Origin of the sequence: Planococcus sp. SE5232 (assembly GCF_050686535.1) — a bacterium.
Taxonomy (GTDB): Bacteria; Bacillota; Bacilli; order Bacillales_A; family Planococcaceae; genus Planococcus.
Genome location: NZ_JBOGCP010000001.1, coordinates 1331940 through 1346987, shown reverse-complemented (window position 1 = coordinate 1346987; position 15048 = coordinate 1331940). Strand labels below are relative to the sequence as shown.

The following is a 15048-nucleotide window of genomic DNA, read 5'->3' as shown; positions in this document are numbered from 1 at the left end:
TTCTTTTTGTCCAGCTCCAGCAGCTAGCTCTTTGGGTCATAAGCCAACCCAGCTATGTGGCAAAGAGCGCCACTCCGCTAGTCTGTCTTATGCCCGGCAGAGCTGGACAGCTGCTTCCGCTTTTCTCATTGTCCAGACTCCAGCGCCCAGGTCCTAGGGGCATAAGCCAACCCAACTGCGTGGCAAAGTACGCCACACTGCCGGTCTGTCTTATGCCCGTCGGACCTACACGGGCGCTTCTGCTTTTCTTTATCAAATCAATTTCAGGTGCTTGAAGGCTTTGGCGAGTCCGTTGTTGTCGACGTGATCCGTGACGTAGGTTGCACGTTTTTTTGTTTCTTCGTGTCCATTTTCCATTGCCACGCTGTATCCGGCAATATCCATCATCTGCAGATCGTTCAGACCGTCGCCGAATGCAATCGTATCTTCTATAGAGTGTCCCGTCGCTTTGATCAAGTGCTCGATTCCGCTAGCCTTTGTTCCGCCTTTGGGCGTGATATCACAGGATACGCGATGCCAGCGGACAAAGTCCACTTGCTCAAATGCTTCATGATATTGCTGTTGTTCTTCTTTTTCACAAAATAGCAGCGCTTGGTATATATCATTTTTCAGATAAAAATCCTTTTCCACTTCCGGATGCGGCATTTTTAGCGTTTTGATGCTTTCGTCGATATCCGGATGAAAGTCAATGGACGATACCATCTTATTTTCATTCATGAACACGATCGGATGATCACGCTGCTCCGCATATTCGAAAATCTCATTGAGCATATTCGAATTGATCGCCTGTTTATGGATGGCTTGCCCTTTGTGAGAGATATACTGACCATTGAATGTAATGTAAGTATCTATGTTCAGTTCCTCCAGTATCCGAGTGATCATAAAAGGGCCACGTCCCGTTGCAATCGCCAACTCGTGGCCATTTAAACGCGCCTGTTCCAATGCTTCTTTTGCAGAAGCCGGCAATTTTTTGTGTGAATCCAATAAAGTTCCATCAATATCCAGCAATAATAATTTAGACATGTTTTAGTCTCCATTCTTGTTAAATTGAGTAGCCGCGCCAAAGCCCGGTTTCTTTACAATTGTCAGAAAACAAAGTATACTCGCTATAAGGAGTGGTTGGCCATGCTGAAACGTTTGAAAAGAAAACTTCTCAGACAGCTCAATGGCATCATGAACAAAAAGAAAATCGCATAAACGTTTTAGCCCTTCTTTATAAATAAGGAGGGCTATTCTTTATTTTAGTCTAATGACATGATAATATAAAGGAAGTGCATTTATCTGAGCGTGGAAAAAGGAGAGCAAACAATGATTTTTAAAGTATACTACCAAGAAAACCGTTTTGAAGTACCAGTTCGAGAAAACACCCAAAGCCTTTATGTTGAAGCAGCATCCGAGCGAGAAGTCCGACACCACTTAAAAGACCGCAACTACAATATTGAACTTGTTCAATTACTTGAAGGCAATCATCTCGAGTATGAACAGGCTGCCCAAAATTACGAAGTCGAGAGCGTAGAATAATTATGAAGTTTGTCAAGAACGACCAAACAGCTGTTTTCGCCCTAGGCGGACTGGGTGAAATCGGCAAAAATACGTATGGTGTCCAATTCCAGGATGAAATTATCCTGATTGATGCAGGCATTAAATTCCCGGAAGACGATTTGCTCGGAATCGATTACGTTATTCCGGATTACACATACTTAGTAAAAAATGTCGACAAGATCAAAGGCCTCTTCATTACACATGGCCATGAAGACCATATCGGCGGCATTCCCTACTTGCTAAAAAAAATCAATATTCCAGTATACGGCGGCAAACTGGCTCTTGGCCTATTGCGCAAAAAATTGGAAGAGCATGGTTTATTGCGTCAAACGAAAATGACGGAAATCGGTGAAGATGATATCATCAAGTTTCGCAAGACAGCCGTCAGCTTTTTCAGCACAACCCACAGTATCCCTGATGCTTTCGGTGTCGTAGTGAAAACTCCGCCCGGGAATATCGTCCATACTGGTGACTTTAAATTCGATTTCACCCCAGTGGGTGAGCCTGCCAATCTATTGAAGATGGCGCAAATCGGCAGTGAAGGCGTACTTTGCCTGCTGTCAGACAGCACCAACGCAGAAGTTCCAGACTTCACGATGTCTGAACGAAAAGTCGGCGACTCCATCAAGGAAATCATGAGAAAAATTGATGGCCGTTTGATTTTCGCTACTTTCGCGTCGAATATCTACCGTCTCCAGCAGGTAACCGATGAAGCGGTCGCACAAGGCCGTAAAATCGCCGTCTTCGGACGCAGCATGGACAACGCGATGACGATCGGCCGCGAGCTTGGTTACATCAATGCTCCGGAAGATGCTTTTGTGGATACGCAAACTTTAAATCGTTTGCCGGCAAACGAAGTATTGATCCTCTGCACCGGTTCACAAGGTGAACCGATGGCCGCTCTTTCGAGAATCGCCAACGGAACACATCGCCAAATTCAAATTCAGCCGAACGATACGGTCGTCTTCTCGTCTTCTCCGATTCCGGGCAATACGAGCAGCGTCAATCGAACAATCAATTTATTGTTTCGCGCCGGAGCAGATGTAATTCACGGATCACTTAACAATATCCATACATCAGGCCACGGTTCAGAACCTGAAAACAAATTGATGCTTCGTTTGATCAAACCGAAATACTTCATGCCGATACACGGTGAATACCGGATGTTAAAAACGCATGCGGGCTTGGCTGTTGAATGTGACGTTCCACTTGAAAACACATTCATCATGGAAAATGGTGAAGTTCTTGCTTTAGGGCAGGATGAAGCTTCTGTAGCTGGACGCGTTCCATCCGGCGATGTTTACATCGACGGCAGCGGAATCGGCGACATCGGCAACATCGTTCTGCGTGACCGTCGCGTGCTTTCGGAAGAAGGCTTGGTCATCGTCGTCGTAAGCGTCGATATGCAAAAGAACAAAATGGTTTCCGGACCTGATATCATTTCACGCGGATTTGTCTATATGCGCGAGTCAGGCACCATGATCTATGAGGCTCAGCAAATGCTGAACCGTCATCTGAACAAAAAAATACACAGCAAAAACACGGAATGGGCAGAATTGAAAAACGACATTTCTGACGTTCTTGGGCCGTACCTTTACGAAAAAACAAAACGCCGCCCAATGATTTTGCCGGTGATTATGGAAGTTTAGTAGTAGAAAAGCGCAAGCCGCCGTTAAGCCTCGACAAGCGCTGGAAGCCTTACCGGTAATGGCGTTCTTTGCCATTGCTGGTATGGCTGAAGCGACTCGAGAGGCTGGCTGCTGGAGCTGGACATAGAAAAGCGCAAGCAGCCGTTAAGCCTCGACAAGCGCTGGAAGCCTTACCGGTAATGGCGTTCTTTGCCATTGCTGGTATGGTTGAAGCGACTCGAGAGGCTGGCTGCTGGAGCTGGACATAGAAAAGCGCAAGCAGCCGTTAAGCCTCGACAAGCGCAAGCGCCCGATAGATCTTATTGGCACTCGCATTAAATCTAACAAAAAAGAAGCATTGGAGTAAAATCCAATGCTTCTTTTTTGTTTACTTATGATAAGGCTCTGCCAATCTTTTATTAGTTCATCATCTTCTTCTCAAAACGGTTGATGTCCGCATCAGATCCGATGATGATCAGGATATCTTCCTGTTCGATTTCCATATCGGCCTGCGGGGAAACGATGATGTCTTCTCCCCTTTTGATGGCTACGATGTTGATGCCATAACGGGCACGAATATCTAGGCCAATCAAGGTATAGCCAGCGAGCTTATGGTTTGCTTTGATTTCCATGATGGAATGTTCATCGGATAGCTCCAAGTAATCCAGTACATTATTGGAGAGGATGTTATGGGCAATCCGGATGCCCATATCACGTTCCGGATGGACCACTTTGTCTGCACCAATTTTGTTCAATACTTTAGCATGGTAATCGTTTTGCGCTTTTACCGTAATTTTCTTCACGCCGATTTCCTTCAGCATCAGAGTCGTTAGAATACTGGCTTGAATATTTTCACCGATTGCCACAATCACATGCTCGAAATTCCGGATGCCCAGCGATTTTAATACGGCTTCATCTGTCGTATCTGCAACAACGGCCTGAGTCGCAATCGCAGAGAATTCATCCACCCGTTCCGAATCTTTGTCGATCGCCATTACGTCCGCATCTTGTTCAATCAATTCACGTACAATGCTGCCGCCAAAACGGCCCAGTCCAATGACTACAAATTCCTTTTTCATATCCATCCTCCAACTAGTTCAAGTGGCTTTATTTTACCATATATGGCTCGAACTAAAAATCTTATCCATAAAGAACTGCTGCAAGAAAAAAACCCCGCTTATCGGCGGGGATCCAATGGGCGTTTCGGCCGGTTTTCACAATATTCACAGCTGATGTCTGTACAGGGTTCTTCCCGCCATTCATTGCAGCTGGCGCAATAACTTGCGTCAAATTCATCGTCAAAAGTAAGTGCCGACAAGCAGCTATGACAATACGTATGGACATCCATCCAGTTGATGAAGCGCTTGTCTGCCACAAGGTACAAACCTTGCTGGTCCTGTTTATAATTCATAATTGATGGTTTTTGAATGACCCGATTTTTGGGGTCAAGAAAGAAATTCATTTTGCCGTTCACATTGATCACTCCTAGAGTTTTGGTCGAGCTGGAAAGATTGGACTTGCTCAAGTCAGCAGCATACCTGCTTCCCTTCCTTTATGTACGCATAAAGGCCATGGTTTCCATTGTTATGGTTTCATTTTTTATAATCGTTCATTTTTAGGTTTTTATCAGTTAGATACCGGTTAGGAACAACATTATTAATTTCACACTTTCTCTATGATAGTAAATACTGCCGGTAAATTGCAATAGATAACAATCCCTTATTGAAAATAATTTTTAACTTGAAAAATATCAGTCGTCTCGTATAATGAATATATGCTATTAGTAAACTAAAAGTATATTTTAACTAAACTTTCTGCAAGTATTACTTAACGATGAAGCGAGGAGAATTCTGATGGACATCGGAACAAAAATCAAACGCCTCCGATTAATGAATGGTTTGACTCAGGAAGAGCTCGGAAAACGGACAGACCTGAGCAAAGGTTTTATTTCTCAGCTGGAGCGGAATATGAATTCCCCTTCTATTGAAACATTTTTCAGCTTACTCGAAGTTTTGGGAACTACCCCTAAAGAGTTTTTCGCTGATGAACACGATGTTAAAGTCGTATATTCCACCGCTGACCATACGGCACATATCGATGAAGAAGCGGGATATGAAGTGGAATGGCTCATCCCCACATCGAATGAGAAGGAAATGGAACCTGTCTTTTTGACCTTTCAGGCAAATGGCCACTTTAAAAAGTTTGAACCGTCTTCTGCTGAAACCTTCATCTACGTTCTGGAAGGACAGGTCCTGCTCAGAATCGGAGATCATCAATACACTGCCGCTGCCGGCGATTCCATTTACTTTGAAGCTTCCAATCACCATCAGCTGATCAACGATTTTGATGGAATATCCGAAGTGATCATCGTCGCCACACAATCTTATTTATAATTCAGGAGGGATCGTTATGACCGAAACATCTATTATACGCTTCGAAAATGTCACTCAGACATACGAAGGTGCCGGCAATGTCTTGGACAATGTCAGCTTTGAACTTGAAAAAGGAAAATTCTACACATTGCTTGGCCCGTCAGGCTGCGGTAAAACAACCATTCTACGTCTGATTGCCGGTTTTGCTACACCGAGCAAGGGCAATATTTATATTGAAGGTAAAAAAATGAACACCGTGCCGGCCAATCAACGCCAAGTCAACACCGTATTTCAGGATTATGCCTTGTTTCCTCATTTGAATGTATTTGAAAACATCGCGTTCGGCTTGCGCATCAAGAAAGTCAAAGGCTCTGAAGTTGAGCGCCGAGTGCGGGAATCTTTAGCTTTCGTCAATCTGCAAGGTTATGAAAAACGTGAGATTGCAGAAATGTCCGGTGGCCAACGCCAGCGCGTCGCCATTGCCCGGGCTATCGTCAATGATCCGGAAGTTATCTTGCTCGATGAGCCTTTATCTGCTTTGGACTTGAAACTGCGGACAGAGATGCAGTATGAACTGCGTGAACTTCAGCAGCGCCTTGGGAAAACTTTTGTTTTTGTTACGCATGACCAGGAAGAAGCACTGGCCATGTCTGATGAAATTTTTGTCATGAATGCTGGCCAAATCCAGCAAAGCGGCACGCCGATGGACATTTATGACGAACCGATCAATCGCTTTGTCGCTGATTTTATCGGAGAGTCGAATATCGTCAGCGGTGAGATGATTGCCGATTACCAGGTTCGTTTCGCGAACAAGGATTTTGAATGCGTGGATGCAGGGCTGAATCCTAATGAACAGGTAGAAATCGTCATCCGGCCTGAAGACCTGGAAATCACCGCAAACGGCGTCGGCAAAATGGCCGTTACCGTCGATACCCAATTGTTCAGAGGGGTCCATTTTGAAATCTCTACCATCGACGAAGTCGGCAATGAATGGCTGGTGCACTCCACAAAAAAAGTAGAGGTCGGTTCACAGATCGGTTTGGACTTCTCAGCAGAAGCAATTCATGTCATGCGTTTGAACGAGTCGGAAGAAGCGTTTGATGCAAGACTGGAGTCCTACGGAGCGGCAGTCAATGAAAGATAGCCCATCACGCCCGTTATACCTCGCCCCTTATTATATTTGGATCGCTTTGTTCGTCATCGCACCGATTGCGTTGATTTTCTATTTTTCATTTTTGGATTTGACCGGAGCTTTCACCCTGGAAAATTATCAGAACTTCTTTTCCTCCGTCTACTTACGGATGACTTTGAGTTCTTTCTGGTATGCCTTCCTGATTACATTGATCACCATTCTGATTGCCTATCCGACAGCCTACTGGCTGACCAAGACAAAGCATAAGCAGCTATGGTTATTGCTGATCATCATACCATCATGGATCAATTTACTGTTGAAAGCCTATGCCTTTATCGGGATCTTCGGGTTATACGGGCCGGCCAACAAGCTTCTTCAGGCGCTCGGTGCCGGTCCCTTGCAGATCTTGTTCACCGATTTCAGCTTTATCTTTGTTTCAGTTTATATTTTCATTCCGTTTATGGTGCTGCCGATTTTCAATTCGCTGGATAAAATCAATCCCGCGTTGATCGACGCATCACGCGATCTGGGTGCTTCGTCTTTCACCACCTTCAGACGCATCATTTTTCCTTTGGCCATCAACGGTGTTAAATCTGGCGTCCAAGCTGTTTTCATCCCTGCCCTGTCACTCTTTGTCATCACCCGTCTGATTGCCGGAAACAAGGTCATTACACTTGGTACAGCAATCGAGCAGCAGTTTTTAGTGACACAGAACTGGGGGATGGGTTCCACTATCGCCGTGTTCCTTATCCTATTCATGATCATCATCATGATGCTGACAGGCCAGAAAGAAAAAGGAGGCTTATATAATGGCAAAACTAAGTAAGCCCGCAAAAATCTATTTGATACTCGTCTTTGCCATTCTCTATACGCCAATTTTCTACCTGATCTTTTATTCATTCAACAGCGGCGGCACCATGTCGAGTTTCGAAGGGTTTACATTGGAACATTACGGCGCCGTTTTTAATGACACCCGGCTGCTGATTATTTTGATGAATACGGTGATCATTGCATTGCTGTCTTCTCTCATTTCAACAGCAATCGGCGTTCTTGGTGCAATTGGCATCGTCTTTTTGCGGAACCGTAAAACGCGCAATGCCGTTCTGTCCTTGAACACGATTCTGATTGTCAGTCCGGACGTCATCATCGGGGCATCATTCCTGATCTTGTTCACCATGATCGGCGTCAAGCTCGGCTTTGCATCTGTACTGATTTCCCACATTGCATTCAGTATTCCAATCGTGGTGATCATGGTCCTGCCGAAGCTGCAGGAAATGAGCGGTTCGCTGATCGATGCAGCAACCGACCTGGGGGCATCGAAACGGGATATTTTGACACGCGTTATCATTCCATATATCAAGCCCGGTATTTTCGCTGGATTCTTTCTTGCCCTCACCTATTCGCTGGATGATTTCGCCGTGACATTCTTTGTTACCGGCAATGGATTCTCGACTTTATCAATTGAAATCTACTCAATGGCACGGGCTGGAATCACCTTGACCATCAACGCCCTTTCCGCCTTAATATTCGTGGTAACACTTGGCCTGGTCCTTGGCTATTACTTCTTTACTCAACGGGCTGGACAATCCCCTGGAACAGGAGGCGCCAAAGTATGAAGGAAATCATCAGAGCCGCCAGTGCAATCCTTATTGTATCGGCTATTCTTTTATATGCCGTCAATGCCTTGGAAAGGAGTTCGGCGACAGTGGGCGGAGGCAGCATTTCCGTCTATAACTGGGGCGAATATATCGATCCCGAACTGATCGACCAATTCGAAGAAGAGACCAATATCTCCGTAGTCTATGAAACATTCGATTCCAATGAGTCGATGATGACCAAAATCGAGCAGGGCGGCACAACCTACGATGTGGCCATGCCATCAGAATACGCCATCGAAAAAATGAAGGAAAACGACTTGCTGCATCCGATTGACCACGAGCTTATCCCGAATCTTGAGAACATCGATCCGTATTTTCTCGATCTCCCTTTCGATCCGGGCAATGAATATTCGATTCCTTATTTCTGGGGTACGGTCGGCATTGCATTCAACCCGACCTTGCTGGAGGGCCAGACATTTGAAAGCTGGGACGACTTATGGAATCCGTCACTTGAGCAGGAAGTCATCCTGGTCGACAGTGCGCGTGAAGTCATCGGTATGGGGCTGAACAGCCTCGGTTATTCATTGAATTCGACTGACCTTGGTGAATTGCGTGAAGCCACCGATAAATTGAAAACGATGGGTCCCAACGTCAAAGCCATCATCGGCGACGAAATTGTCGAGATGATGCGCCGTGAGGAAGCCGCAGTGGCCGTAACCTGGTCTGGACAAGCGGCAGATATGATGTGGATCAATGAAGACATCGATTACTCAGTTCCGGAAGAAGGCTCGAATTTATGGTTTGATAACATGATCATTCCAAAAACAGCCGGCAACGTAGAAGGTGCCCATGCCTTCATCAACTTTATGTTGGACCCCGAAGTGGCTGCCCAAAACGCAGACTATGTCGGATATTCCACACCGAACGAAGAAGCGATTGCCCTGATGGATCCGGAAGTGACAGAAGATGAACGCTTTTATCCACCGGAAGAACTTCGGGAACGCCTGGAAGTTTATGAAAATCTGGGACTTGAAATGCTTGGAACTTATAATGAACTATTTTTGGAGTTTAAAATGGATATGGAAAACTGACAGGCAGAACTTTTGCCTGTTTTTTTTATGGAAATTGGGGTATAGTATGTAGATTCTATAGACTAAAGTTTAGCCTTACGAAATAATGACGAAAGAAGGTCCCTCTATGGCCGTACGTTCAAATAAATTTGCACTCTATGTACTGATGTTCAATATGTTCATCGCTATGAGCGGCATCGGTTTGATCATTCCGATAATGCCTGCCTATTTAGATACATTCGGGGTTGCAGGACAGGCACTTGGCACATTGATCGCGACTTTTGCCTTGGCTCAATTCCTGTTCTCCCCATTATCCGGCCAACTTTCCGATAAATATGGCCGCAAGAAACTCATCATCTTCGGATTGATTGTCTTCGGACTATCCCAACTGGCCTTCGGATTGGCTACGCATTTATGGATGCTGTACCTTGCCCGCTTCTTCAGTGGACTCGGCGCAGCATTCCTGATTCCTCCGATGATGGCATTTGTTGCGGATATCACGACATATGATGAACGCGGAAAAGGCATGGGGCTTCTGGGTGCCTCTATGTCTCTCGGTTTCATGATCGGACCCGGCATCGGGGGATTTCTGGCGGAAGTCAGCATTCAGTTTCCGTTTTATATCGCTACTGCTGTTGCGCTGATTGCAGCCTTCATTTCCTTCGTGGTGCTGCCAAACGTAGCGCCTAAAATTCAGGCTGCCGATGCAAAATCCGAGAACCTGCTGCAACAACTGAAGCGTTCCACCTATACACCTTACTTTGTCATGTTGCTGGTCATGTTCATTTTCGCTTTCGGTTTAGCCAACTTCCAATCAACCATCGCCTTATATGCGGACAAGAAATTCGGCTTTACTCCGAAGGAAATCGCTATCTTGATCACTGTCGGCGGATTTGTTGGCGTAGTTGTCCAAACGTTCGTTATCGACAAGCTCTTCAAGCGCTTTGGCGAGATGAAGGTGATTCTGGTCAACCTGCTGGTGTCTGCAGGGGCCATGATTGGCATTCTGTTTGTCAGTTCTTTCTGGGCCATCCTCTTGGTGGCGGCAGTATTTTTCACTGCCGCTTCCCTGCTCCGCCCAGCCATCAATACCTTGATCTCGAAGTTGGCGGGTGATGAACAGGGATTTGCAGCTGGCATGAACAATGCCTATATGAGCTTGGGCAATATGATTGGACCAGCACTCGCGGGTATCCTGTTCGATATCAATATGAGTTATCCTTATATTTTAGGAACCGCTATCCTGATCACCTGCTTCTTCATCGCCAATACCTGGTCGATGAGGAAACAGCAGCTGTTGGCTACCAGCAGGAGCTGACAGCCAACTTCTTTACATCGCTCCTGCGCCTAGGACAGCCTCACTTTACAACATCCCTTTATAATAAAATGCAAAATAAAAGCGAAAAAGAGTCAGTTCCTCTTTTTCGCTTTTATCAATTGGTCGATTGCCGCTGGAGAAGATTCCTCTTCTGTTGCGGCTTTTCTTTTTAGCACAGGTTTTGGAAGTCCAAAACGCCGAAGCGTGATGTCTATGAAGAATAGAAACATCGCGGCAAACAGCAGATACAACTGAATCGGACGAATGGTGCCGCTGGTAAAGGGGATATCACGGAAAGCATCATCCATAGCAGTCAGTACCTGTCCACCTGTCCGTTCAGCGAGCGCCGTCATCAACGGCATGTTCGCTTCTGCAGTTTGGTATTCGTCGCCATACGGGATCGTCAGTCCCGTTTTATAGGCTGCTCCGTTTTCATTGGTCACGCTGAAGAACACCAGACCTGGCTGCGCATCCATTTTCACATCCACTTTTCCAGGGGCAACCGGTTCTGTTTGCAGCGGAATTTCATTGCCTTGCTCGTCAACGGCCGCGACCGTCAAAATCGCTGAGCTTTGTGTAGGATCTTCGACCGTATAAACGCCTTGTTCTTTACGCACCACTGAATAAGGGATTTCCTCAAAGCTCGGCAATAGTTCCGCTACATTGCGGTTCCAAAAGTCAGGCCATCGTGGCCAATTTTGGAAGTCACCGCTCCAGGCACCGCTCCCTGATGTATAGGCGACCGTTTTGCCAAGGCCATAATTCCAGCTGGCGAGTACGGGGTCTCCCTCCTCGCTTTCCAGCGCAACTGATGTTGTGCGTTTTGCTGTCGTGGCAATATAGGCATTGAGCTGCGGAACGCCTTCTGTAAACAAATTGTTCCATTTGCTGTCATAGACAACGGGATAGAACGGTTCATCGACTATATAAGTCCGCGACATCATAATGGTTTCACGAGACAAGATGGCCGGAATCGTGGTGGCATCGGTCACATCGTAAAAACGGCCGCTGCCGGTATCTGCTAATTGCTCCAGCAGATTCCGGTCAGCATCCTGGCCAATTGACACCGTCGATAACGTGATATTATTTTCCTTGCCATTTTCAATCAATGCATCGTAATCATTGGCTGTAGCGGACTGGCCGTCCGTCAGCAGAATGATGTGCTTACGCTGCAGCTTCAAGTCTTCAAGTTCCATATAAGCCTGCTGCAGTGACCGATAGATTTCGGTGCCGCCTCCTGGAGTAATCCCCAGAATCTTATCGACAGCTTCCTGCGGATCCGCGATTTTGGCAGTCGGCAAAATTTCCCATGGCTGATCGTCAAAAGCGATGACACCCAAGGTATCGTCCGGACGCAGCAGTTCAACGGAACGTGCAGCCGCTTCTTTTGCCAGTTCCATCTTCATGCCCATCATGCTGCCCGAACGGTCCATGACGATCATCAAACCGAGTGAAGGCAATTCATGCTTGCCTTTGACTTCCATTTCGACAGGCAATAGCCGTTCAATCGGCGTCTTAAAATAACCGCCCAGACCGAAGCTTTGATCGCCGCCGACCATCATAAAGCCGACACCGAATTGCTGGACGGCCTGTTCGATGATGTTCATCTGCTGCTCTCCAACCGATGTACCGGAGACATTGTCAAAAATAATCGAATCGTAGCGAAGGATCGAAGACAGGCTGCTCGGCAATTGGGCCGCGGACAGCTCAGTAACCCGTAAGTTGCCGGTATCCAATAGAGCAGGTATCGGACTCGGTTCTCCCCCGTTGATCACCAGAACTTCCGGATTTCCGGAAACTTCTGTGATACTGACCAATGCATTGTTTTCGAGAAATGCATCTTCTGCCGATTCCAAACGCACTTCGTACTTCAAAAGGCCTTCCAAGTTGGCAGGATATGAATAAGTGAAGATATTCTGCCCTTCTGCCAATTCGATCTCTTTCGTATCCAAATCCAAATCATTGACTGAGAAAATCAGCCTTGCTTGTGCCTCTGTATCTGAATCGACCGTTACAGTAAAGGCTTGAGTTTCACCTAAAAATGCGCGTGATGGCGTTTCGAAACGGCTGATGGCCATGTCATTTTCCATCGTTTGCTCGATTGGCCAGACATCCACTTGCAGCCGGTCGGACTTGAGCCGGTTCAAACTTTCAATTGCTGAGGAGTGAGTTTCATTGCCATCGGTGAGAATCACCAGCCGTGTTGCAAGGTCGGTATCTCCACTGTTTGAAGCCAGTTCCAGTGCGCGGGCGATGTTGGTGTGGCCATTTTGGCCGATTGTCAGTTCCTGAGGCAGAGTTTCCGGATCTGCCGTCATCGGAAGCAGGCTTTGAAAATCTTCGGCAAAGGTATAGACAGCAACCGATTGATGATCTTTTTTAGCGTTTAGGGCATTTTCCACTGCAGTCGCCATCTCTGTTTCCATTCCTTCAAGAGAGGCAGAACGGTCCAGCAAGAAAATGACCTGTTCTTCTTTTACAGGAAGGAACAGTGAAGGCGCCGCTAGTGCGAAAATCAATAAAGCGACGACAGTGACTCGCAGGATATAGACGATTTTTGCAATTTTGGAGCTCACTGAAAAATTCCTGATACCGAACCAGCCAAAATAGATGACTGCAGGAATAAGCAATAACAGCCAGAGCGGTTCATCGAGTCGCAATTCCACGGCGGTACACCTCCCATTCCACAGCAACCAGCAGCAGGATCAACCCAATGATAATTGGGACAAACGAAAAACGGACGGTATCCTGAGCAGCTTCCGCTTGCCCCATTTTATAGCTAGTGCCCGCTGAAAGCACCTTCTCTTCCCCTGGCAACTGGACAACTACGAACATGGTCTCATCTTCACCAATCACTTCATAGATTCCTGGCTCTGAAGGTGCGATAAATGGACCGCTTCCTTCTATATACGAATGGCTGTAAGAGCCATCTTTGAAAATCTCCCATTCACCGCTCTCAGAAGCCAAAGACACGGATCGATGTTCATTCGGTTGGAAAAACCCGAGAAATTCCGCGTCACCCGATAGGCTGTCCATCGCACTCCATAGAAATAGGGGAAATGAAGGGAAAAGAGGCCAGTCAGTCAATTGAATATCCGTCAACACGGCGATGTCTCCTTTTGGAGATAGTTGAATAAAAGGATGGCCATCAATCGAAGCGATGGTCTCATACCCCTCAAAAGGCGGATACAGCTGCGAAACATAGATTTCCTCCAAAGAAGCATACGTGAAGAGCGGATGCTCCTGCATTTCAATTTGTCCCGATACGTCGAATGGCGTTTCATCATTGCGGCCAATTAATAAGACCGGTGCAGTTCCTTCCAGCAATTCACTTTGATTCGTGACGATCGGCAACTTCGAATCCGGCTGCAATTGTCCTGTTTCTGCCAAAAGAACATCCAATTCGAGCGAACGGAAGCCGCTGGCGACCAATTCATGCAGGGCCGAGTCAACCAATATGGAGTTGGCCGGGGGAGCTAAATAACTGGCCATCGTATTGTCGGCAGCGTAGTCATCCTGCACTTCTACAGTTGCTTGCCATAGCTTGTCATTCGGCAAATCTTCGAAAGGGACAAGCAGCTCTTCAGAAGGTGCCAGTTCCACTTCCACCATTTTCTCCGCACTTCCCGCTGACAAACGCACAGTGGCCGGCATCGTTTCTTCGCTGTTATTGACCAGTTGGACAATCCCCCGGACGCCGTCTGCTGTTTCTGACAGGCCGAACTGCCGAATCGACACATTGCGCAGCGTTTCAGTAAAACCATGGACCTGGTAGCTTTGGCCGGTTTTACTGGCCAACACAGCACGATCCAAGGCATCGGTGAAAATGTGGATGACCGTCGAGTCGCTGACCGCGAGAGTATCCGCAAACAAAATCGTCTGCTCCATTTCAGCCCTTTCATAGCTTACCGCTAATTCATCGATTGCTCTTTCGATCAACTCAAGGTCCTGCTCATTGCGGAGGAGCACTTCCGGACTGTTTCCGGTTGTGACGATCGTCACCGGTTTGCCCCCAGCTTGCGCTGCAAGATCCTTCATTTCCTGACGGTGCCCTTCAAAATGAGAAGGGGAACCGGCCAGCATCGTTGCTGAGGTATCTACTACAAAAATAAAATCATTGCCTGCAAGCGTTTCCGACTCGCTGAATGGGCCAAGCAAGCCCAATACGCAAAGCACTAGCGCCGCCAATTGCAGATAGAACAATAAATGATGCTGCAGTTTTTTCAAATACGGTGAAGCCTGCAGTTCTTTCATCCGTTCCTGCCAAAACAGCGTCGACGAGACCCGCTGATCTTTGTACTTTTTTCTGAAGAAATAATAGAGGATCACGGCCAGCGGCATAATTGCTGTCCAGATCATTCCCCAATTCGATGCTCCCATGCCGCTCC

General features: G+C 46.7%; 13 protein-coding genes. 8 read left to right on the top strand and 5 right to left on the bottom strand.

Annotated elements, in window-relative coordinates; genetic code table 11:
• Positions 1 to 252 precede the first annotated feature (252 nt).
• Positions 253 to 1023, bottom strand: coding sequence for a Cof-type HAD-IIB family hydrolase (locus tag ACRC6Q_RS06235; RefSeq protein ID WP_223633679.1), 771 nt, complete (start codon positions 1021 to 1023; stop codon positions 253 to 255).
• Between the two features lie 285 nt (positions 1024 to 1308).
• Between ACRC6Q_RS06235 and ACRC6Q_RS06230 the strand changes: the two genes are divergently transcribed.
• Together ACRC6Q_RS06230 and rnjA are read left to right on the top strand one after the other, a co-directional pair.
• Positions 1309 to 1521, top strand: a complete 213-nt coding sequence (locus tag ACRC6Q_RS06230) for a DNA-dependent RNA polymerase subunit epsilon (protein ID WP_223633682.1) — start codon at positions 1309 to 1311, stop codon at positions 1519 to 1521.
• 2 nt (positions 1522 to 1523) lie between these two features.
• Positions 1524 to 3191, top strand: a complete 1668-nt coding sequence (gene rnjA / locus ACRC6Q_RS06225) for a ribonuclease J1 (RefSeq protein ID WP_223633685.1) — start codon at positions 1524 to 1526, stop codon at positions 3189 to 3191.
• A gap of 398 nt (positions 3192 to 3589) precedes the next feature.
• Here the strand turns inward: rnjA and ACRC6Q_RS06220 are convergent, their stop codons facing one another.
• Both ACRC6Q_RS06220 and ACRC6Q_RS06215 read right to left on the bottom strand, forming a co-directional pair.
• Positions 3590 to 4249, bottom strand: coding sequence for a potassium channel family protein (locus tag ACRC6Q_RS06220; RefSeq protein ID WP_223633688.1), 660 nt, complete (start codon positions 4247 to 4249; stop codon positions 3590 to 3592).
• 98 nt (positions 4250 to 4347) lie between these two features.
• A complete protein-coding gene (locus tag ACRC6Q_RS06215; protein ID WP_223633691.1) occupies positions 4348 to 4644 on the bottom strand; it encodes a hypothetical protein in 297 nt (98 codons plus the stop codon).
• Between the two features lie 379 nt (positions 4645 to 5023).
• Here ACRC6Q_RS06215 and ACRC6Q_RS06210 point away from each other — a divergent pair, with 379 nt between their 5' ends.
• From ACRC6Q_RS06210 to ACRC6Q_RS06185, 6 genes are all read left to right on the top strand, one after another.
• Positions 5024 to 5563: a helix-turn-helix domain-containing protein gene (locus ACRC6Q_RS06210; protein WP_223633695.1), complete on the top strand. Its 540-nt coding sequence runs from the start codon at positions 5024 to 5026 to the stop codon at positions 5561 to 5563.
• A 16-nt stretch (positions 5564 to 5579) separates the two neighbouring features.
• The gene (locus ACRC6Q_RS06205) at positions 5580 to 6686 is read left to right on the top strand and encodes an ABC transporter ATP-binding protein (protein WP_223633711.1); all 1107 of its coding nucleotides are present in this window, start codon (positions 5580 to 5582) and stop codon (positions 6684 to 6686) included.
• Entirely contained in the window at positions 6676 to 7500 is an 825-nt protein-coding gene (locus tag ACRC6Q_RS06200; RefSeq protein ID WP_223633714.1) for an ABC transporter permease, read from the top strand. The genes ACRC6Q_RS06205 and ACRC6Q_RS06200 overlap by 11 nt, the downstream gene beginning before the upstream one ends.
• Complete coding sequence (locus ACRC6Q_RS06195) at positions 7484 to 8290, top strand: ABC transporter permease (RefSeq protein ID WP_223633717.1); 807 nt, start codon at positions 7484 to 7486, stop codon at positions 8288 to 8290. The genes ACRC6Q_RS06200 and ACRC6Q_RS06195 overlap by 17 nt, the downstream gene beginning before the upstream one ends.
• Positions 8287 to 9363, top strand: coding sequence for an ABC transporter substrate-binding protein (locus ACRC6Q_RS06190; protein ID WP_431466073.1), 1077 nt, complete (start codon positions 8287 to 8289; stop codon positions 9361 to 9363). The genes ACRC6Q_RS06195 and ACRC6Q_RS06190 overlap by 4 nt, the downstream gene beginning before the upstream one ends.
• 106 nt (positions 9364 to 9469) lie before the next feature.
• Positions 9470 to 10660: an MFS transporter gene (locus ACRC6Q_RS06185; RefSeq protein WP_223633723.1), complete on the top strand. Its 1191-nt coding sequence runs from the start codon at positions 9470 to 9472 to the stop codon at positions 10658 to 10660.
• A 92-nt stretch (positions 10661 to 10752) separates the two neighbouring features.
• On the opposite strand, the gene ACRC6Q_RS06180 is transcribed toward ACRC6Q_RS06185, so the two are convergent.
• Complete coding sequence (locus ACRC6Q_RS06180; protein WP_431466072.1) at positions 10753 to 13326, bottom strand: VWA domain-containing protein; 2574 nt, start codon at positions 13324 to 13326, stop codon at positions 10753 to 10755.
• Positions 13307 to 15040, bottom strand: coding sequence for a vWA domain-containing protein (locus ACRC6Q_RS06175; RefSeq protein WP_223633730.1), 1734 nt, complete (start codon positions 15038 to 15040; stop codon positions 13307 to 13309). Before ACRC6Q_RS06175 ends, ACRC6Q_RS06180 begins: the two co-directional genes overlap by 20 nt.
• Between the last annotated feature and the right edge of the window lie 8 nt (positions 15041 to 15048).

Coding starts and splice junctions, on each gene's coding strand:
- ACRC6Q_RS06235 (WP_223633679.1), bottom strand. CDS start 1,023: ATGTCTAAATTATTATTGCTGGATATTGATGGAACTTTATTGGATTCA.
- ACRC6Q_RS06230 (WP_223633682.1), top strand. CDS start 1,309: ATGATTTTTAAAGTATACTACCAAGAAAACCGTTTTGAAGTACCAGTT.
- rnjA (WP_223633685.1), top strand. CDS start 1,524: ATGAAGTTTGTCAAGAACGACCAAACAGCTGTTTTCGCCCTAGGCGGA.
- ACRC6Q_RS06220 (WP_223633688.1), bottom strand. CDS start 4,249: ATGAAAAAGGAATTTGTAGTCATTGGACTGGGCCGTTTTGGCGGCAGC.
- ACRC6Q_RS06210 (WP_223633695.1), top strand. CDS start 5,024: ATGGACATCGGAACAAAAATCAAACGCCTCCGATTAATGAATGGTTTG.
- ACRC6Q_RS06205 (WP_223633711.1), top strand. CDS start 5,580: ATGACCGAAACATCTATTATACGCTTCGAAAATGTCACTCAGACATAC.
- ACRC6Q_RS06200 (WP_223633714.1), top strand. CDS start 6,676: ATGAAAGATAGCCCATCACGCCCGTTATACCTCGCCCCTTATTATATT.
- ACRC6Q_RS06195 (WP_223633717.1), top strand. CDS start 7,484: ATGGCAAAACTAAGTAAGCCCGCAAAAATCTATTTGATACTCGTCTTT.
- ACRC6Q_RS06190 (WP_431466073.1), top strand. CDS start 8,287: ATGAAGGAAATCATCAGAGCCGCCAGTGCAATCCTTATTGTATCGGCT.
- ACRC6Q_RS06185 (WP_223633723.1), top strand. CDS start 9,470: ATGGCCGTACGTTCAAATAAATTTGCACTCTATGTACTGATGTTCAAT.
- ACRC6Q_RS06175 (WP_223633730.1), bottom strand. CDS start 15,040: ATGGGAGCATCGAATTGGGGAATGATCTGGACAGCAATTATGCCGCTG.